The sequence below is a fragment of the Amycolatopsis orientalis DSM 43388 genome, assembly GCF_000411975.1.
Taxonomy (GTDB): Bacteria; Actinomycetota; Actinomycetes; order Mycobacteriales; family Pseudonocardiaceae; genus Amycolatopsis; species Amycolatopsis orientalis_D.
Window position 1 is genome coordinate 58930 of record NZ_ASXG01000124.1, and the last position, 19777, is coordinate 78706.

Annotated in this window: 14 protein-coding genes; 5 read left to right on the plus strand and 9 right to left on the minus strand. The window is 62.1% G+C overall.

Going from position 1 to position 19777, the window contains the following annotated elements; translation table 11 throughout:
* Positions 1 to 4 precede the first annotated feature (4 nt).
* From dndB to L942_RS42535, 5 genes are read left to right on the plus strand one after another with little or no spacing between them, the layout of a single operon-like run.
* Positions 5 to 1156 carry a DNA sulfur modification protein DndB gene (dndB, locus tag L942_RS24355; protein WP_106965009.1) on the plus strand — a complete coding sequence of 384 codons (1152 nt, stop codon included), beginning with the start codon at positions 5 to 7 and terminating at the stop codon, positions 1154 to 1156.
* Positions 1153 to 2694, plus strand: coding sequence for a DNA phosphorothioation system sulfurtransferase DndC (gene dndC / locus L942_RS24360; protein ID WP_081655204.1), 1542 nt, complete (start codon positions 1153 to 1155; stop codon positions 2692 to 2694). The genes dndB and dndC overlap by 4 nt, the downstream gene beginning before the upstream one ends.
* Positions 2691 to 4667 (plus strand): DNA sulfur modification protein DndD, encoded by a 1977-nt coding sequence (dndD, locus tag L942_RS42530; protein WP_037364630.1) that lies wholly within the window; start codon positions 2691 to 2693, stop codon positions 4665 to 4667. The genes dndC and dndD overlap by 4 nt, the downstream gene beginning before the upstream one ends.
* 23 nt (positions 4668 to 4690) lie before the next feature.
* Positions 4691 to 5086, plus strand: coding sequence for a DNA sulfur modification protein DndE (gene dndE, locus L942_RS24370; protein ID WP_037364631.1), 396 nt, complete (start codon positions 4691 to 4693; stop codon positions 5084 to 5086).
* The gene (locus L942_RS42535; RefSeq protein ID WP_037364632.1) at positions 5083 to 6504 is read left to right on the plus strand and encodes a DNA phosphorothioation-associated putative methyltransferase; all 1422 of its coding nucleotides are present in this window, start codon (positions 5083 to 5085) and stop codon (positions 6502 to 6504) included. The genes dndE and L942_RS42535 overlap by 4 nt, the downstream gene beginning before the upstream one ends.
* 241 nt (positions 6505 to 6745) lie before the next feature.
* On the opposite strand, the gene L942_RS42120 is transcribed toward L942_RS42535, so the two are convergent.
* The 9 genes from L942_RS42120 to L942_RS24415 all read right to left on the minus strand — a co-directional run bounded on the left by L942_RS42120 (position 6746) and on the right by L942_RS24415 (position 19315).
* Positions 6746 to 7219: a DNA phosphorothioation-associated protein 4 gene (locus L942_RS42120; RefSeq protein WP_158684523.1), complete on the minus strand. Its 474-nt coding sequence runs from the start codon at positions 7217 to 7219 to the stop codon at positions 6746 to 6748.
* The gene (locus tag L942_RS24385) at positions 7216 to 9273 is read right to left on the minus strand and encodes an AAA family ATPase (protein ID WP_037364633.1); all 2058 of its coding nucleotides are present in this window, start codon (positions 9271 to 9273) and stop codon (positions 7216 to 7218) included. Before L942_RS24385 ends, L942_RS42120 begins: the two co-directional genes overlap by 4 nt.
* Positions 9270 to 9431, minus strand: coding sequence for a hypothetical protein (locus L942_RS44420; RefSeq protein ID WP_158684524.1), 162 nt, complete (start codon positions 9429 to 9431; stop codon positions 9270 to 9272). Before L942_RS44420 ends, L942_RS24385 begins: the two co-directional genes overlap by 4 nt.
* 41 nt (positions 9432 to 9472) lie before the next feature.
* Positions 9473 to 11536 (minus strand): DEAD/DEAH box helicase family protein, encoded by a 2064-nt coding sequence (locus L942_RS24390; protein WP_200862907.1) that lies wholly within the window; start codon positions 11534 to 11536, stop codon positions 9473 to 9475.
* Between the two features lie 68 nt (positions 11537 to 11604).
* Positions 11605 to 13836, minus strand: a complete 2232-nt coding sequence (locus L942_RS24395; protein WP_158684525.1) for a sigma factor-like helix-turn-helix DNA-binding protein — start codon at positions 13834 to 13836, stop codon at positions 11605 to 11607.
* A gap of 490 nt (positions 13837 to 14326) precedes the next feature.
* Positions 14327 to 16507 carry a DNA sulfur modification protein DndB gene (locus tag L942_RS24400; RefSeq protein ID WP_037364638.1) on the minus strand — a complete coding sequence of 727 codons (2181 nt, stop codon included), beginning with the start codon at positions 16505 to 16507 and terminating at the stop codon, positions 14327 to 14329.
* Between the two features lie 203 nt (positions 16508 to 16710).
* The gene (locus tag L942_RS24405; RefSeq protein WP_081655205.1) at positions 16711 to 18444 is read right to left on the minus strand and encodes an ATP-binding protein; all 1734 of its coding nucleotides are present in this window, start codon (positions 18442 to 18444) and stop codon (positions 16711 to 16713) included.
* Positions 18441 to 18845, minus strand: coding sequence for a GIY-YIG nuclease family protein (locus tag L942_RS24410; protein WP_051166200.1), 405 nt, complete (start codon positions 18843 to 18845; stop codon positions 18441 to 18443). Before L942_RS24410 ends, L942_RS24405 begins: the two co-directional genes overlap by 4 nt.
* Positions 18842 to 19315 carry a hypothetical protein gene (locus tag L942_RS24415; RefSeq protein ID WP_037364641.1) on the minus strand — a complete coding sequence of 158 codons (474 nt, stop codon included), beginning with the start codon at positions 19313 to 19315 and terminating at the stop codon, positions 18842 to 18844. Before L942_RS24415 ends, L942_RS24410 begins: the two co-directional genes overlap by 4 nt.
* Positions 19316 to 19777 lie beyond the last annotated feature (462 nt).

The following is a 19777-nucleotide window of genomic DNA, read 5'->3' on the forward strand; positions in this document are numbered from 1 at the left end:
GATCATGTCAACTGCGACCGGCGAGACGGCTGACCCGACACCGTCGGCTGGTGAGATCTACGGGGGCGCGTTCGAGTACACGTTTCCAGCGGTCAGGGGCGTGCAAGCGCAGCGTGACTTCTACGTCACCATGTTTCCGCTGCGGCTCGTACCGCGTCTGTTCCTTTTTGACGAGGAGGAGCTGCAGCCTACTCTGCGGGCGCAGCGCAACCTGAACAAGGCGCGTATCCCCGAGATCGCTCGGTACATGCTGGACAATCCCGACGGGTACGTGTTCTCCGCGCTGACCGCCTCGGTCGACGCTAAGGTGCGGTTCGATCCTCTCGGTACGGGCGGGCCAGGGGCGCGTGTTGGCCTGCTGGCTATTCCCATGTCGGCGCGTTTCGTCATCAACGACGGCCAGCATCGTCGAGCGGCCATCGAGCAGGCTCTCCGTGAAAATCCCGACATGGGTGACGAAAGCATCCCGATCGTGCTCTTCCTTGACATTGGCCTGGAGCGCTGCCAGCAGATGTTCACTGATCTCAACCGGTATGCGATCCGTCCCTCTCGGTCGTTGACGATCCTTTACGACCAACGCGAAAACGGCGCGAGGATCGTCAAAAGCGTGGTGAAGACGTCCCCGCTGTGGACGGACCTCATTGAGTCTGAGCGGAACAACCTATCTGCTCGCTCACGAAAGCTCTTCACGCTCTCGGCTTTGCACACGGCGACGAAGGCGCTGCTGGACGGAATCAATGATCTCAGCGTTGACGAGGCGAGCAGGATCGCGCGGAGTTACTGGACTGTCGTGGGCGAGACTATTCCAGAGTGGAAGCTCGTGCACGAGAAGAAAGTAAGCGCAGGAGACATCCGCCGCGACTTCCTGCATAGCCACGGTATCGCGTTGCACGCCTTAGGGAAGGTTGGGAACGTCCTTGTGCGGGAGACACGAGATTCCCGAAAGTGGAAACGCAGCCTTGCGTCGCTAAGCACGCTGGATTGGTCCAGAACAAATTCTAGGCTGTGGGAGGGGCGCGCGATGGTCGGCGGTCGAGTCTCGAAGTCAGGAAATAGCGTCACCCTGACTACGAATGTCATCAAGAAGCTGCTCAACCTGCCGCTTTCGAGCGAGGAAGAGCGGATCGAAGAATCGTACGATCGGGGGCGGGCATGAGCCGCGCAAAGACCAGTAGGAACTCGGCGTTCGCCGACGGAGGCATGTCAGCGGTTCTCGACAGCCTGATCGAGCAAGTCCAGAATCTGTACCTCGCGGACCGGATTCCCTGGGTTGTCGGCTACAGCGGCGGCAAGGACTCGACCGCAACCTTGCAGCTGGTCTGGATGGCGCTGGAGGCGCTGCCGCAGGCTCAGCGGACCAAGCAAGTTCACGTGATCAGCACCGACACCTTAGTAGAGAATCCAGTCGTCGCTGCATGGGTGTCCCACTCGCTCGAACTGATCGGACAGCGAGCCGAGAAGGCGAACCTGCCGATCAACCCCCACAGGCTAACGCCCAAGATCACCGACACATTCTGGGTCAACCTAATCGGACGAGGATACCCGGCTCCCCGTCCGAAGTTCCGTTGGTGTACCGAACGACTGAAGATCAATCCATCAAATGACTTTATTCGCCGGATGGTCCGTAAGCACGGCGAAGCAATCTTGGTGCTGGGCACGCGCAAGGCGGAAAGCTCCGGACGCTCGGCGCGTATGACGTCACTGGAAGGCGGCAGGATTCGCGACCAGCTCAGCCAGAACTCCAACCTGCCCAACTCCTTGGTGTACAGCCCAATCGAGGACTGGACCAACGACGACGTCTGGCTGTTCTTGATGCAGCGCCCGAACCCGTGGGGATACAACAACAAAGACCTGCTCACCATGTACCAAGGTGCTTCATCGGATGGCGAGTGCCCGTTAGTCGTGGACACCAGCACGCCGAGCTGCGGCGACAGCCGCTTCGGGTGTTGGACATGCACGCTTGTTGAAAAAGACAAGTCGATGTCCGCGATGATCCAGAATGACGAAGAGAAAGAATGGATGCGTCCTCTTCTGGATATTCGCAACGAACTTGACGAGACCGATGACCGATCCAAGCGAGACTTCCGCCGAATGAACGGCACTGTCCAACTCTTCCACGACGCACCCATCCACGGTCCATACCTGCAGGAGTGGCGCGAAGCGTGGCTGAACAAGCTACTGGAGGCGCAGACCTACATCCGGCAAGAAGGCCCTGACAATGTGGCGAACATCGAACTCATCACCTTGGAGGAGATGGAAGAGATTCGCCGGATCTGGGTTGTAGAGAAGCACGAATTCGAAGACTCCCTTCCCATGATCTACGAGAAGGCCGTCGGCGAGCCCTATCCCGGTAAGCCAATGGACGATCACCTGCCACTTGGCTCAGATGACGTCAGGCTCCTGCGTGAAATCGTCGGAGACAGCGGTGGATCGTTGCACTTCGAGCTCGTGCGTGAGCTGCTCGATATTGAACAGCGACATCGCGCAATGTCGCGCCGCGCCGGCCTCTTCGACGCCTTGGAAGCGGCCCTGCAAAAAGGATTCTACGACGATCGAGAGGACGCTGTTGCTCGCGCTCGCACGAACCGGGCGCGTCGGAAGGGGGAAGACCGCGATGAATCCTTGAATTCTCTGATCGACGCCGAGACAGGAATGATCAATTTGACTCCCGTTGATCGTAAGGCTAAAGCATGATCCTCGATGAGTTGGTGCTGCACAACGTCGGCGTCTTCGCCGGTCGCCACAGCTTCGAACTGACACCCCCATCGCCCGACAAGCCGATCATTCTGATCGGCGCACTCAACGGCGCCGGAAAGACGACCTTCCTCGACTCCATCCAATTGGCGTTGTTCGGACCGCTTGCCCGTACAGCCAGCCGAGGCGGCGGCAGCTACCAAAGCTATCTCCGCCGACTGATCCACAACGACGCGCCGCTGGATGAAGGCGCAGCGATCGAACTCGCGTTCCACATCGTAGAACGAGGCCACGAACGCCATTACCGGTTACGCCGGGCGTGGACCGGTACCGCCACGGGTGCCCGCGAGCGGGTCGACGTCCTCGTCGACGATCGCCCAGACGGCACCTTGTCACGCCAGTGGGCAGAACGGGTCGATGCGTTCGTGCCTCGAGGCGTCGCGGAACTGTTCTTCTTCGATGGCGAGAAGATCGAGACGCTAGCCGAACTCGACAACGCCCGCGAAGTCCTCCGCACGGCCATCGGCGCCCTCCTCGGGCTTGATCTGGTTGACCGCCTCGCTGCAGACTTGACTCTGGTGGAACGTAACCACAAGGCCGACCAAGCAGCGCCAGCAATGCAAAAGGTCCTCGAGACCGTGCGGAATAAAGTTGAGATGCACCGCGAACAGAAGGAGCAAACGAAGCGGAGTGTCGACGAGGCCCGCGGCAAGCTTGAACGAGCGGAAAAGCGGCTGTTCGACGTCAATGAACGACTGCGTCTCGAGGGTGGTGAACTCTTTGATCGCAGCAGCGAACTGGAGGCAGCCAAACTCCACCTGGCTGAGTCGGCGAAGGACCTTGACTCGAGGCTACGTGACGCTGCAGCAGGAACACTCCCGCTGCAGCTCGTCCGTGAACAGCTCCTTGAGCTCGCTGAAAGCGCCGAGTCCGAACTGTACGATCGGCGACAACGCGACATCCGCGACATTCTGCAGAAGCGTGACCGAGCAATCCTCGGCCAACTGAAAAAGCAGGCGGTTTCTGCGGAAGTCATCAAAAATGTACAGGACTATCTCGCTGCCGACCGGAAGTCGCAGACGGGAAAAGAAAAAATGAAGCCGATTGCGGAACTGAGTAACGAAAGTGTGGTCATCCTCCGTCGCCTGATCGATGCCGATCTGGATGCCGAGATCGGGAACGCACAGCGACTCATCGATCAACGGGCCACGGTAGTGCAGGAACTTGATGATGTGCTCCAAATGATCGCAAGCGTTCCGCGTGAGAAAGCCCTGGACGAACTTCGCCAGGACCGAGACGACGCCTATCGGGCCGTTGCCGAGGCGACTCAACTGCTCAACCAGGCCGAGACCGAGGTCGCTGCTGCTGCAGCAGCAGAACACGAGGCCGAGCGGCGCCTCAGCGGCCTGCTGGAGAAGGCCGCGGACGAACTCGGCGCCGCGGAGGATTCCCGCCGGGTGATCGAACACAGCCAACGAGTGCGGACGACGCTGAGCCGGTTCCGACACGAGGCCAGCCGCAGAAACGTGGACCGAATTCAGAAGCTCATCCTGGAATCGTTGCAGCGCCTTGCTCGGAAGAACCGCCTGATCACTGACATTCGTATCGACCCGGAAACCTTCGAAGTCGAGCTCCAAGGACGCAATGGCACAGTGCTCCTACCGCAGCAGCTCTCTGCGGGGGAACGACAGCTGCTTGCCGTGTCGATGTTGTGGGGCCTTGGACAGGCATCCGGCCGTCCGCTTCCCGTTGTGATCGACACGCCGCTCGGCCGGCTTGACGGCATTCACCGCAACCACCTGCTTGAACGGTACTTCCCCCAGGCAAGCCACCAGGTGATCCTCCTGTCTACCGACCAGGAGATCGACGAAGCAGCGTGGAAGCGGCTCCGTAAGCACGTCGGCCACACCTACCAACTCGAACACGACGCCAGCAGCGGCAGTACACGCGCCACCACCGGCTATCTCTGGTAAAACGACAACCTCCGGGAATCCTCATGCCAATAGACAACATTCGGCTTAGTCAAAAAGCACGCGACCAACTTGTCACGCTCAAACGACGCACCGGCATCCCGCACTGGAACACCCTCTGCCGATGGGCTTTCTGTCGGTCACTATCCGAGCCAACACCACCGCCGAAAGCGAAACATCCAGCCGATAGCAACGTTCAAATGGACTGGCGCACCTTCGCCGGACTCCACGGCGACCTCTACTGGGCCTTGCTGCGTCAGCGCTGCCACTCCGACGGATTGCCCCTGGACGACGAAACACTCGCTCAACAGTTCCGCGTCCACCTCCACCGCGGGATCGGCTACCTCGTCGGCGACCGGAGCCTGCGCACCATCACCGACCTCGTCAACGAAGCCATCGACGTCCCTGCCAACGTGACGTGACAGCGGCAGTACCTCGCCACCGAACGGCGCTCATCCGCACCAAGCTCTCGCGCCCACTCACCTGCGCGGTCGCCGATAAGATCGTGACCACAGAGAGCACAGTGTTCGACTACGGCTGCGGACACGGAACCGACCTTGCACACCTCAACCAGCTCGGCATCACCAGCGCTGGCTGGGATCCTGCGCACCGACCTCACGAGGCACGTCAACCGGCGCAGGTTGTCAACCTCGGCTACGTCCTCAACGTCATCGAGCACCCTGACGAGCGCGTCCGTACCCTACACGCGGCATGGGAACTTGCCCGGGATGCACTCATCGTGTCCGCACGAATGACATGGGATGCTCGCGGACTTCGCGGTCGGCCCTCCGGGGACGGTGTCCTCACGAGCACTGGAACGTTTCAGAAGTTCTTCGACCAGCATGAACTCCGAACCTTGGTTCAAGACGCCCTCAACGCGCCAACACTCAACGCTGCCCCTGGCATCATCTACGTTTTCCGCAATCCCACACGCGCACAAGAACTACTCGCGGCCCGCATCCACCGCCGAACCGCAGTACCCGAGCCCTGGATCTGCGAACAGCTCTACGACCAGCACCGCGACACCCTCATGCCATTGGTCGAGTTCCTCACCGCATACGGGCGACTGCCTAGGTCGACCGAAATGGACGCCGCACCCACCATCACCCGACGGTTCGGCAGCCTCGCCCGCGCCTTCGCGATCATCTCGACCAGCACCGACCCCGAACACTGGGTCCGCCTCCGCGCCCGCGCTACCGCCAACTTGCTCGTGCACCTCGCGCTCGCCCGCTTCGACGGACGACCACGATATGGTCACCTTCCCCGCACCGTGCAGCACGACGTCCGGGAGTTCACGCAGAACTATCGCAACGCCTGTCGCCGCGCCGACCGCCTGCTCATGGCATCCGGCAACGCCGACATGGTCGGGTTCGCCGTGGACGCCAGCCCTGTCGGCAAGCGATCCCCCAGTGCCCTGTACATCCACGTTGATGCTCTCCGTCACGCGCCCGCGGTGCTCAGGGTCCTCGAGGGATGTGCACGCACGCTCGTGGGCAACGTCCCCGGCGCGAACATCATCAAGCTGCACCGCAACGAGCCGAAGGTGGCCTACCTGACCTATCCGACCTTCGGGCAAGATCCACACCCGACCCTCGCGACCGCCCTCAGTGTCGACCTGCGCACCCGCGTCGTCGACGTCCAGGACCACCGACGCTCGCCGGACCCACCGCTGCTGCATCGGACCGAGGAATTCCTCGGCCCCGACGACCCCCGCCGAGAGCAGCTCTCCGCGATCTCGGCCACTGAGACCGAAGCCGGCCTGTACGACCACCCAGAACGGATTGCCACTCTCGGTGGCTGGCAGCGCGAACTTGCTCGGCTCCGCCAAGGGCTTAGGTAAGCCGCGTTACCCGACGATCTCCGGTCGCTGAACTAGCGTCACATTGTATCTGTAGCGTTCTCAGCTCCCGAGATCGCACGCGGTCCTCCGCCGCACGGGTCCATTTGGCGCCGATGAGTCGGAGCGCGACTGCTAGGACAGTTGACCCGGTCCGAAGTCGCGACCGGCCTGTACGAACGTCCCAAGGCGATCGCAAATGTGTGAGGCAGACCGGTGGCCACGGACACCGCGGCCTGCCCGGCTAGGTCCAGGTGACGCCGCTCAACAGTTCGTCGACCGACACCTGCTTGGCTCCGCCGCTGTCGCTTAACGCCTCGGTGACGAGGTCGATCACGACGAGCGCGGCCGGCTGGTGGCGCACATTCACCTGCTCCTGCAGGTACTCTAGCCCGCCGTTGGCGTACTCCTCGAAGATGTTGATCCGCTCTTCGACGCGTGTGCCGTCCATGATCTCCGGATCGTCGGTGACGACGTTGGCCGCGATCATGTTGATCAACGTGTCGCTGAACCCGGGAGCGGTCAGCACCTCATAGCGGATCGGGTCGCCCGACGAATCGGTGAACGGCACACGACGGTCTTGCCGGAAGCCGACAGCGGCGGCAAACAGCAGGATGTCGCGGAAGGTCGGGAACTTGGCCTCGACCTGCAACTCGTGCATGAGTGCCTCGTGCTGTTGCGGGCGGCGGGCCCGGACTTCGCTTTGTGCGGACGTCACTTGATCACCTTCATCTCCGAGTGGTCGGACTCGGACGACCGGATGTAGGGGTAGGACATGCCTTCCAGTTCGATGTCATCGGCGACGGTGCCGGTGGCAGTCGTGTGGGTTTCGATGACCCCGAGGTGGCTAACGTACGGAAGCAGCTCAGTGACGACCTTGCCGAGCCCTTGGCTCTTGCTGACCAGCACGACGAGTTGCGGTGCCAACCTGGCGAGTGCCCGGGAGACCGCCTCCTGATAGTCCTGATCGAGTGATCCGAATGCTGCGTCCATCACGATCGGGAAGGTGCCAGCGTCCTCCGCCGCGGCGCCTTCGGCTCGGCGCTCCTTGCGAATTTCCCGGGCGAGCTTCGACACGGCGGCGACGAAGCTCAGGCTGAGAATCTGGTTCTCGCCGGTCGACTTCGGGACTGGCAACTGTACGCCGTTGACGTCTTTGTACAGCGTGAGTTCGAAGCCTTCACTCAGCGTTGGCACGTGCGCCTGATGCGTGATGCTCCTGAACACCGACTTGAGTTCGGCATCGAGTCGCAGGCGCATGTCCCCTTCGCGAATCGCGAGGATCTCCTCCAGGGCCCTCTTCACGTACTGCACGAGGTCGGAACGCGATCGGGCCTTGGCGGCGAGTTCGTCGGTGACCTGCGCCCGTGAGCGCTCCCTCGTCTTCTGTTCAATCTCCTTCGCCAGGTTCGCGAGATCGGCCTCGATAGAGCCCTTGCGCTGGTTCTTGATTGCAATCCGGCCCTCCAGGTCCATGCGCTTCGTCTCCAGCTCCTGGACGCCCTCCAGGCGGCTGTCCTTGAGCTTGCCGTCCAGCTCGGACTTCCGGGCTTCTAGTCGAGCCACTCGGTCTCGCTCGTTCTGAATGCGAGCCATCAGAGTCGCGAGCGAGTCGCGTAACCCATCGCGCGCGCCCGCCAAAGGCACGATCTGGCCGCTCAGCTGCTGCCATGCTGTCTCAACGGCCTGGAGGCCGGCACGCTGACGCCACTCCTTGACGTGATCCCACGGCTCGGTGTGCTCGGCCAATGGAGTGCCGCAGATGCAGGCACCGTTGTCGAGCAACTGATCGACGAACTCGCGCTTGAGCGGCGCAGGCAACGTACCTCTCTGATAGAGGCTCTCTGCCATCGCCTTGGTCTTGTCACCGAGAGCGTCTGTTAATGCTTGGAACCCCTTTGTGGCGACGAGGAGCGCCCGCTCAGACAGCGCTGCGTCGCGGGCCGTCCGCGCCTCGTCGAGCTCCTTGGAGACGGCGTCACGCTCTGCCTGGATGGGAGCCGCCTCGGCGTGCTGCCGGAGCAGGTCCACCGTGGCGTCCTTTTCCTCGGTCAGCGTTGCCAGGTCACCCTCGATGACCTTGAGCTCGTCCTTGGCCCTAGTCTGCTGATCGGTCAGCGTGTCGATGGCCTCCTGAATGGCGCTCGCCGTGTCGCCGCCGTGCTTCTTGAGCTCGTCTGTCAGCTTTCGGTTCACCTTGGGGAGATGGGCAATGGCCCGCTCGACCTGCTCCAGGTCGAGGAGCACCTTGATGTCCTTCTGGACCTCCGCGTAGGCGCCCTTCTTGACGAGGTTCTCGATGCGCTCACCATTGAAGAAGAAGAATCGGCTCACGCCGACCGGCAGGATGCTGAGGACGGTCTCCTGCGGTGCGTGGCTCACCTCGGACGAGCCGTCGGGTTGCGTCGTCCATAGCTGCAGCTGCGGCGACAGTCGGCCCTGGTTATCCGACTCCTTTCGGAGGGCGGCGCTGCGCAGTAGACGATAGTCCTGACCCTCGTGATCGAAGCGTACCTCGACGGCCACCTCGACTGAATCGCCCATCGGCAGCGCACGCCAGACGCTGTCCGTGATCATGCGGTCCTGCTGCTCGACGTCCGCCGACATGTTGCCGTACAGGCCCCAGGTGAACGCGTTCAGCAAGGTGGTCTTGCCGGCTCCGTTAGCACCGAAGACGAGGGTGACCGGCTTGATCGCATCCGAGGTCAAGTCGAAGGTCTGGACACCCTTGAACTGGCGGAAGTTCGTGAGCGTGATCGACTGCAGCTTCACGGGATGATCTCCTTCACCGCAACGAGCAGATCGTCGGTCGCGTCGTACGCGGTGACGTGGAGCTTGGCCCGCTCAATCTCCAACACGCGCTTGAGCAGCGCGCGTTGTTCGTCACTCAGTTCTTCGAGTACTTGCTTCTCGGTACGCCGTTCGCTCACGCAGTTCCCTCCAGCACCCATGTCCTGGTCATCAGACGCTCCTACATATCCATGAGCTGATAGCGCTCCTTCAGCGGGCGCAGCACCTGCAGCGTGGTTTCGTAGTTCTCGGACAGCTTGCCAAACTCGTTAGCACGCTGTAGCTCCCGAATGAGCAGGGCGCGCTCGACATTGAAGTTGATCGGCGTCCCAGCCGGGGGCACCGCGAGATAGTCCAAAATCTCGGCGCGGTCCTTGCCGTCGGCTCGCCGCAGCAGCCGACCACGCCGTTGGATGAACTGCCGAGGATTGCTGCTGCTAGCGAGCAGGTAGCCCACCCGGGCATCCGGAATGTCGACTCCTTCGTCGAGGCAGCGCATAGCAACAAGTGCCCGAAGGTCGTTGCCAGCACCGAAGCGCCGCAGGAGCACCTTGCGCTCGGGACGCAAGGTCCCCGAAATGTAGGAGTGGGCGGACAGATGCATCCGGTTGCCGACCAGGTTCATGACCTCGTCGACCTGCTTCGGGCCGGCGGGCTCGCCAGGCTCGCTCGGCCGCCGACCTTCCGCGCAGTAGATCAGTTGGAACCACTCGTTGCGACGGGTGTCAAGGTCGACCTGCAGCGCCGTGAGCTTGCCTTCAGCGTGCCCAAGCACACCGGCCCGCTGGCGCAGCAGGAACCCCAGTGGTGAGTCCGGATCGACGTCCTTGAGGCTGTCACCTGATGCGATTCGAGTGGCGATTTGCGCCGACAGATCGACGTAGAGGTTCGTCTCGGCGTCGTTGAGTTCGACGAGGCGGGGCACATACCGGTAGCGGCAGAGGGCGCCCATCGCGATCGCCTTGGCGAGGCCGAGCTCGTACGCCGTCGGGCCGAAGTAGTCGATCAGCGCGTCCGTGCCCTCATCGTCGAACCACCGTTCCGGCGTCGCCGACAGTGCCAAGCGGTAAGTCGCGTTTGGCGGCAATGACGACCGATACGTCGATGAGCCGAGGTTGTGCGCCTCGTCGGCGATCACGAGCATCGGCTGGTTAACCCGCGACAGCACCGACTGAAACTTCTCACCGGCGAACGAGCTGTTGGTGGCGACCATCGCCACCACCGCGCGTTGGCCCATGCGGGCCGCCGCCAGTTGGTCCTCGACAATCGGCTGCCACTTCTGGCTTGATTCGTAGACCGCAATTGGGCGGACACCGAAGTCCTCGACCTCGGTGATCCACTGGTCGACCAGGTGCGTCAGCGGCGCCAGGATGAGCAAGATCAATGGCTGCTCGCGTTGGCGCAAGACGCCAGCGAGCTTGGTCGCTGCGATCATGGCGGTCTTGGTCTTACCGGTGCCCGTCGCCATCTTCAGGATGCCGCGCCCTTGCTGCTTCAGCCACGCCTCGACTGCCTGACGCTGATAGTCGCGGACCTCCAGCCAGCCGGGCAGCACGAGCTGCGTCGGCTGGTTCGACACCACCGGCGGCGGGGTCAGCGCGTCGTCGCGTCCGGGGAGCGGCTGCCGGGGACGGTCATTTCCGAGCTTGATCAAGCGTTCACGAGCGACGTCGGGGAATGGCTCGACGCTCAGGTTGGGCGTTTGGTTCGCCCACAAAGCCTGGAAGTCAGCTTCCAGCCGGAGCGCCCGAGCGCTGTCCCCGGCCACCCACCCGCAGTAGACCTCGACCGACTCGAAGTTGGCCATTAAACCGCCGTAGGTCTCGTTGCTGCTGCCGGTGAACCCCACAAGATCGCCGAGGTCATCGCGAAAGATGCCGATCTTCTCGTGGTAGATACCGACGCGGCCCTCTTGCTCGACGAAGGCCAGCTTGATGTCCAGGCGGTCCTCAGCGATCAGGCGGCCAAGCAGCCCAAGGCCATCGAGCACGGTTTCGCGCTGCTCGAACTCCAACTCGCGCAGCGTCGCCCGCTCGACGACCTCGCGCACGTTGTAACCACGCTCGATGTCGAGGATGTCATCCTCGTTCAGGTGAGGTGACGCGACCAGGCGCATGGTCCCGCTGCGCTTCGCGAACTCGTCGATGCCGCGGGCGAACAGGGCAAGGCTCGTCGAAGTGAAATACCCGACGGCACGGCTGTACGTCCTAGCGACCGAGAAGGCCGGGACGTAGAACGTCGCCACGACATCCTCCTTGTCGCTTCGGTAACGGTCACTCAGTTGCAGCGAGCGGAGGCCGCGGGGCGTTGCAGTCACAACAGGTCCAGGATGTCTTCGACGTCGGCACGGTGCGCGACCTGCCCAGGTGAGTGGCCGGCTTCCAATTCGGCGCGGATGGTGGTGAGCAAGTCTGCGATGTCGCTGTCGCCGCGTTCACGGTAGGCCGCGATGATGCTCGTGACCGGCACAGTCTCCGACAAGCCGACGGCACTAGCCAGTGCAGCGCAGGCTTCGGCCTCATCTGTCGTCGGCGGAGCGCCGACGTGCGTCAGGGCGTCCTGTAGTGGGTCGTCGGTCAGGTCGCGCGCCGGCTCGAGGGTGAAGGTGCCATTGTCCCCGATAACGAGGAAGGCTTCCGTGTCGGCGTGGATGTCGCCGTCCATCAGGAACCGGCGGATCGTGCCGAACTGCGGTTGGGTTCCCGTCCAGGCGATCGCCTGCGGACCGAGGGGCGTTTCGAGTTGGCGGGTTGCACCGAACTGCAGGTCGAGGATGGTAGCGATGGCAATCGGCGCGACCGATCCGCTACCGCGCAGGTGGTCTGCCGAGATCCGCACCCGGTACGCCCATGCGCCCGGGCGCCGGAACAATCGACGCGTCCGCTCCGGCGTCTTCCGAACGCCTCGTTCGGCGCTCGCCAGTTGCACGATACCGTCCCGGGTTTCGAAGGGTGGGGCGCTAGCATAGGCCACCACGCTGCTTGCACTGACGCTGTAACGGGCGGTGATGAACTCGACCAGGTCATTCAGCTTGGCCCGGCCGCCAGCCTGGGCAACCTGCTCCCGGATCTTCGACCGTATACCCGCGTAGGCGTCCATGCCCCACTCGCTGAGCGCCCACAGGTCGCGATCGACTCGTTCAAAGCGTTCGTCGATACTCATCGCATTCCGGAGCGAGCCCGCGCTGCGCTCGAAGGCAAAGCGATCAATGATCTCTTGTGACGCCAGCGGCGTCCCCACGACCGACAGGATCGCCGCGGCGTAGTCGCCGACGGACGACGTCCGTGTGAAGACGTAGTCACCGTTCACGATGTGGCCGCAGTTGGCCAGCCAAGCGGCCGTAACCTCGCTGAGCCGCTCCGGGTAGCTGGTTTCGACGACGTTGATCGAGTCCAATCGCACGACCCCGTACTGGTCTGCCTGCTCCTGGAGTTGGGCGTTCGTGTTGGCCCGAGCCGCGGTCAGCGACGGCGCCAAGCACCACCCATTTTCGATCTCGTACCCGTCGTCGATCCGGTCGAGGACGTGCCACGCCGGCTGGCCGACGGCCTCGACCTTCTGTCGCAACGACGGCACGAGCTCCAGCAATTCGGCAAGCGTGGTCACTTGGCCGATCGCCTTCCGCACCGCTGCGGCGACGTCTGCAAGTGGGCCGCCGGGCGCGATTAAGTTCAGGAGGTGGCCGCGCACCTTCGACTCGATCTGCCGGATGCGTTCACGGGTGACACCGAGCTCATTGCCAAGCTGGTCTAGCGTGACCGGGGCGTCTGCGAACATCCGGCGCGACAGGATGTTCAGCTGCCGCTCGTCGAAATCACTCAAAGCCTCGTCGAGCTTGGTGGCGAGATCTGCCCGCGCGGCGCGCGGATCCTCAACTTCGTCTGCGGTGAGTGCGAGCAAGCGACCAAGCGCCTCCTTCACTGACTGCGGCGCCCAGCTGGGCAGCGGTCCGGCCAAGAGAGGGGTTCCGGCGCAGCCGATGAACGCAGCCCAGTCCGCCAATGCCTTGAGGTCGCGGACGTACTGTGGCTCGGGCAGGAGCTGACCGGCAGGCCACTCCCTTGTACTCTGCCGCAGCGCAGCCGCTACCTCCGCCGGGTCACGGTCGTAGCCGTGCGTGGCCGCCTCTGCGGCGCTGTCGACCAGCGCTTGGATGATGACGTCGAGCGTCCCGGCGCCCATACCCCGCCAGTTGAGTAGGTCAAGAGGCGTGAGCTCCTCGAGCTCACCAGTGATCTGGTAGCCCTCGCGGCTGAACATGTTCCGGCCACGGTTAGAGATCGCGAGGCTCGACAACATCGTGGTTGGTGGCAGCGTGGGCAAAGTCTCTCCGAACGAAAGGTGCGACAGCCGCGACGTCACCACGGTTGCGATCGTGCCCACGCGCGACTCGCGCAGCTTCGAGCCGGCGGTGTCGATTGGGTCCCGAACCCAAGCTCCTGCCGCTTCGCCTGGCCCTTCGTGAACCAGACCCGGTAGCCAGGGAAAGGCATCCACCCAGCTCACGGGCGCCGTGGGCCGTCCTTGGTTGAAGTCCTCAGTCACTCGTCACCTCCCGCCACCCTGAATTGATCCCCCATGCCACCGACAAAATCGTGCAGGCGGCTTCGCGTGTAACGACGAATCGGACTTACCAAGCAGGCATGTACCCTGTCGAACGTCAACGTGCCGCGCTGTCTCCTCACCGCCATCGCCCTGTACATCCACGTTGATGCTCTCCGTCACGCGCCCGCAGTGCTCAGGGTCCTCGAGGGATGTGCACGCACGCTCGTGGGCGACGTTCCCGGTGCGAACATCATCAAGCTGCACCGCGACGAGCCGACGGTGGCCTACCCGACCTATCTGACATTTCGGGCATGATTCATACCTGACCCTCGCGCTGCCCTCAGTGTCGACCTGGTTGGTTCGATGCAGCAGCGGTGGGTCCGGCGAGCGTCGGTGGTCCTGGACGTCGACGACGTGGGTGCGCACAGGAAAAGCCAAGCCTGCGGCGCTGTTCACGTGGAAACAATATTAGTCGGCGATCTTTCAGGCTTCATTCCTGGTCCGCAGCGGCCTCCGGGGCTGCCGGAGCTAGATCGAGTGCTCCCTGTTGATCGCCGACCTTGACATTGGTCGACCAGACGTTGAACTCTTCTTCGGAAACGAAGAACCAGTCGCGAAGTGCCCTCATGAGACTGGTTGCGGCGATCTTTTCTGCCTGCTTCCGTAGTCTGCTATCGGAAACGCCGGGCTGGCTAGTTGACAACGCCTTGAGCTGCTGTTTAGTGCACAAATCCAGGTACATGTGACGAGCTTGCCCAAGCTTTACCTCGAACCTGACGTGCTCAGGTAGCCACTCGGCGACGTGTTTCCACGCGTCGGGAATCGCGAGGGCCTGCATCCAGAAGTATCGGAAGTAGACAGCTTGAGGAGTGTCCATGGTCCCAATTTGATTGATTGGGTTTGTAACCGCCCGGCTAAAGGCAAGTTTCCGATCGCGACCCTTCCCGTGGTCGATCGCAAAGAAAGTATTCCACGCCGTCGCCAGGGCGTCGGCAAGCCTAGGTAGCTCATTGATTCGTGCGCTGGGGACCATTCCTTTGTGTAGCTCCCATAGGGAGCCAAGTGTCATGAGCAGCCCCAGTTGGCATGCATGGGTGTTGTAGACCCCATAAGCGGCCTTGCAGTTCTTTATTCTCTCGGGCCGGATTGATTCGAGATACTCCAGTGCGCGATATCGATCAAAGTCGTCCTCTTTTGCCTTCAGTGTCTCCCAGGCTCGGATTACGTCTGATTTTGGAACTCTGTGATCGGCTGAATTCCTGGTTTCAAGATAGTGTTCATGACTAGCACGTAGTGTCCAGAACACGCCGACTCCTCCGAATAATGCATCATGCGCAAGGGAGGCAAATGTGTCCGCAGTGTGCCAATCTTCTTTCAGCTTTGCAAGGCTCGCCGCATGTGCTGCGTATGGCTTGGTCTTTGAAAGCAACGTGAGTATTGCGGTACCCCAGGTTTCCATAAAGCGCTCGCTAATTGCATCGGCCTTGCCGATAGGGAAGTTGAGATTTCCGATGGACTCGCGCTCAAAGGTGTAGCCTCCGTCGTCAAGTCGACCTGGTAGGAGTGTTTGGAGGTCGAGTTGAGTGCGCATGAACTGGTCGCGCTCTTCTGAGCTCTCACGTCCAATAATCGGTTGAGCCAAGTTGGTGAGGTACTTGGGAGGACCGAAGATGCAGCGGTTGACGGCCATCTTCAGCAAATGCACATTAGTGACGACAGACCAGCGAGCCGGTCGACTGCTATTGACATCCGGATTGTCGTATTCGACCGCATAGAGTGGAAGGCGCATATCTTCGCTGCGGCCCCGAAGTGCGCTGAGCATGCTCCGCGTCAGCACGTTACCGAGCTCGGCGTCGGACAGTAGGATGATCCTGGATTCGCTTGGTGGGCGGGCTTCCTTGTTGACGTCGACGAAGAGTTTCCGTGCCGCTTCGTGTGGCCGCGATTCCTCGCCGGTCTGTTGTGGAAACCAGCAGACCGTGACCGGTACCTCGACCTTTTCCAAGTCGACTTCTGTTGTGTCGTGGGCATCGATTAGCTGCCTGACTTGATGTTCGTAGAAGGACCGGAATTTAACTCCCGATGTATCCTGCCACGAGTTGGAGAGAGTGCGTTCGATGGCAAGAAGGGCCATCGCGCGATGCTGACCGTCAAGTACGACCAAACTCGATTCTGACCGGTTCCACCAGAGTTTTCCCACGTTTGCGCCGTGCGGCTCACCATCGGGGTCCAGGAGCCGATGGACCTGGAACGCGTTGCCGGCGCGTTGTTCCTGCCATGTTGCGTCGTCATGATCCTTGGTGACAGGCTCTCCCAGCGTGGGAAACTTAGTTGGCCTCTTGTTGCGGAACGGCAGGAGCACCGCAACGATCGGCGGAAAGAATGCTGGGCCGGTGGATTGAGATTTGAGCAGGTAGGGGATGAGGTTGACCGCGACTCGGTGGTCGTCAAGGTCGCGCTGCAGCAGCTGGTTGAAGTCGAGGTCACCAGCATCCATGATCTCCCGGACCGGCGCCAGACTCTTAGTGAGCTGCCGCTCGGGAGCGTCGCCGTCACCGCCGAGTTTGGCCTTGGTCATGACGTAGTCGACGCGGCCGGCAGGTGTATCGAAGCTGCCCCAAGTTCCCTGGACGTAGTCCCGAAAGGTCAGCTTGGTGCCGGAGCCGAACATACTTCGTGCCTTCCTTGTGTTCTAGTACATCGCGTCGTACTCCCGCTCGCACTTCGTGTCCAGTCGCTCACGTAGGGCGAGCGACGTTACCTCGTGCGAGCGGACTACCCCGTAGGAATCACGCGCCGGGCATCAAATGTTACCGTGTGCGGTCGGCGCCGGTGGGGCTGTACTCGTCTGTGTGGCCCCACCGGCTGGCCCGACTACTGATCCTTGAACTGCTCCTTCAGCAGGGCTTCGCTGAACATGCCCCAATACGTCCGCAGGTCGTCGAACTGATCGGGGTTCTCGTACATGCCTTCAGCTCGGGCGTAGGCCATGAAGAGGAGGTCGATCGCTGACTCGGCGCGCCTGGCAAGATCTACTATCTCCTCCGGAGCCATGTTCCCGACGCCTTCGTCGGCTACCTTCTTAATGGGCGCGTAGACCTCCCTGAAGAAGGCATGCCGTTGGTTGAGCTTCACGACGGACTTGCCGTTGAGGTGTCGAATGTCGAGAAACTCCTTGCCAGGCCAGCGACCGTCGAGCAGCGTGATCGGCTTGGTCCTTACCTGCTCGCGGATCTTCTCGATCTTGGCGGTATCGACCTGCGGATCGAGGCCTTGATCGTCGGCTGCCTCTTGGACGATCTGCTCCTCCTCTTCAGCGGTCGCTGTGCGCCCGGCGAGCCCCTTCGGGAGATCAGGGTCGACGCGTTCAGCGGTGCTCATGCTGCCGCTGTGCTCGCCGTTCTCGGCTCGATTCTGGGCTTCATGCTCGTCCCACTGTTGCCGTACTAGCGAACGTGCTTGCCGGACGGGCCGCTTCAACCATGTGCGCAGCTCCTCGCGCAGCTTACTAACCGGTTCCGCGCCGCGTTTGACGTGACGAACCTGGAAGTATTCGTCCAGTTCAGCTGGGAATCGGACCTCGATCGCGATGTATCGGATCACCTTGTCCGATCTGCCGCCTTCGACGAGCTGCGGTACCACGTCGTAGTAGATCTCGCGCCCGTTGCGGAGGATGCTGATCCGCGCCGCGTTGTCGGCGTTGATCTGGAACTCTCGGATGTCCTGGCCCTTGTGGTCGACCTCGCCTCCAGCCGTGCGGTATGGCCGGAACTCCCGCGGCACCAGTGCGACCGCGACGTGCACCTTGTGCCCGTCGATGGCAATGTCATCTTCTTCGATGAGCTGGCCGCGTGGATCGGCTGGTTTATACCGCGAGATGATCCGGGGATTGTCCATCCGGAACAGTGGGTCGTGCAGCGTGACTTCCTTGCCGTCGAGTTCGAAGGAGCGTCCGGTGTCGATAAAGGTGCGGTATGCCCGCGCGATGAACTTCCTGAGATCGGCAAGCTTCTGCTCGAGCGACGTAGCGAACTTTCCGCCGCTCGACAGCCGGTCGATCTTGCCAAAAACCACGACCGTCCCCGAGGAGAAGGGACGGCCGTCTTTGCCCGCCGTGAGTTTGGCTGCCGCTGCTGGCCAGCCGTCAACCGGCACAGTGGTGATGTATTGCTGCCGGCCTTCGCGGATTTCCTCGAGGTCGATGTAGCTGTGGTAGACGCTTGAGCTGTTGGCCTGCTTGCTGTAAACGTCGATACGCTCGCCGAGGCTGAGCCCAGCCAGCTTCAGGCCGACACCAAAGCGACCGAGACCGGCTCGCTGGTTGTAGCGGTTGCTGTAGCCCATGGACAGAACCTGGTGCATGATCTTCGGATCGATGCCAGTGCCGTTGTCGGCGACGATGATGCTGTCGATAGTCTTTTTCCGGGGACCGAACACGGGCAGTACACGCATCAGTGTGGCGTCGGCTTCGATAGAGTTGTCCAAGGGCTCGCCGACGGCGGCAGTGAGATCAAAGCCAGCGTCGCGCATGGACTCCAATGCCCGGTCGACTTGGACAAGATCAGCACGTTGATCTTGAGTGGAGAGGAAAAGCGGCTGACTGGTCACTGTGAGCTCCATTGCGACTTGTGCGGACGGCGTGAGACGCCGTAGGGGGCGTTTTTGCGATATGGGATCGCGGTCGAAGGATATGGACAGAACGCGCAGGTAATAGGGTGGAAGTCGGGTTTGTCCGGATGGAGCCGGTTGGACAGTGCCTCGGCATGGATGTGAAAGAGTGCACATTCGACGTCGAAGGCGCTGGTCACCGTATGGTGGATGTCGTAGGTGAAGTACTCGCCTCGTCGGTCAGCTGCGTGGCGAATCAATCGGCGCTGGACGTCGGTGTCGCTACGGCCGATGTAGAACAACTCGCCTTGGTCGCTGTACAGCATGTACGTGCCGATGTGGTTCGCGGGAATGAGCGCGCGGATGAGCCAGGGGCGCAGGCGAAGGAGCCGCGGCGTCATGCGGCCAACGCTGTCTCGTGCCAGATCTGGCGGCCGTGGCGACGAGCACGGCTGATGCGTTCGCGTACGCGGGCTACTGGCAATCCGTGACGATCGGCAAGGCTCGCCGCGTCCTCGCCGTCGGCCAGGTCGCGGAGCATCGTCCGGTCGCTGGCCGTTAGAGCTGGTTCGGTCTGGAGCCAGAGGTGAACCTCGGCGAAGCGGTAGTTCTGGTCTTCGAAGCCGAGGTCCGTGTGATCGTCTAGCACGGTTGACGGCGCAATTTCTCGGCGCCGCTCGATCGCCTCGTAGGCGTGCCCGAGTGCGGATCGTATGCGGGCCGCTGGTGGTGTCGAAGTAGCCTGTCCGTCTGGGGTCCGCAATAGCTCGTCGAGAGCACGTTCGATGCGGTCGAGTTCGTACAGGTCGCGAGCGGCGAGGGCGCGCTGTTGCAGCGCGATGACGGCTGCCTGGACAGATTGGCTGATCATGACTGCTCCATTGTTCTGGTGGCGAGCCCCATACGGTGGCACGCGTCCGTTCGGTGAAGCACTGCGTGTGAAGTTGTGCAGTCCAGAGTACTCGACTCTGCCGACAGCGGCACCGTCAGCGCTGAACTTGCCGAGTCGAGGTTGCTCCCACCTACATAGATCGGTCGAAGTCGCCGTTTGTTGCAGTCTCGAGCAGGTTTTTCCCAAGCCCTGATGGAACGGCCATTGCACCTGGTCACCAAGCAGCCCGACAAGTGGTGAGCATTGCTCCGCCTTTGTGCGCGGACTGCTCCGAGTCTTGGTCGCTACCGGCTGAGGTGAGTGGTGTCGTTGTGGGCGAGCAGGGGCCAGCGCCATCCGGTGGCCGGCTCAGTCCAGGCGAGAGGTCGTTGTTCCCAGCGAGAGATGCAGGCGTAGTGCACGGCGAACACGGGGCTGGCCAGGATGCTGGCGGCGAGGTTG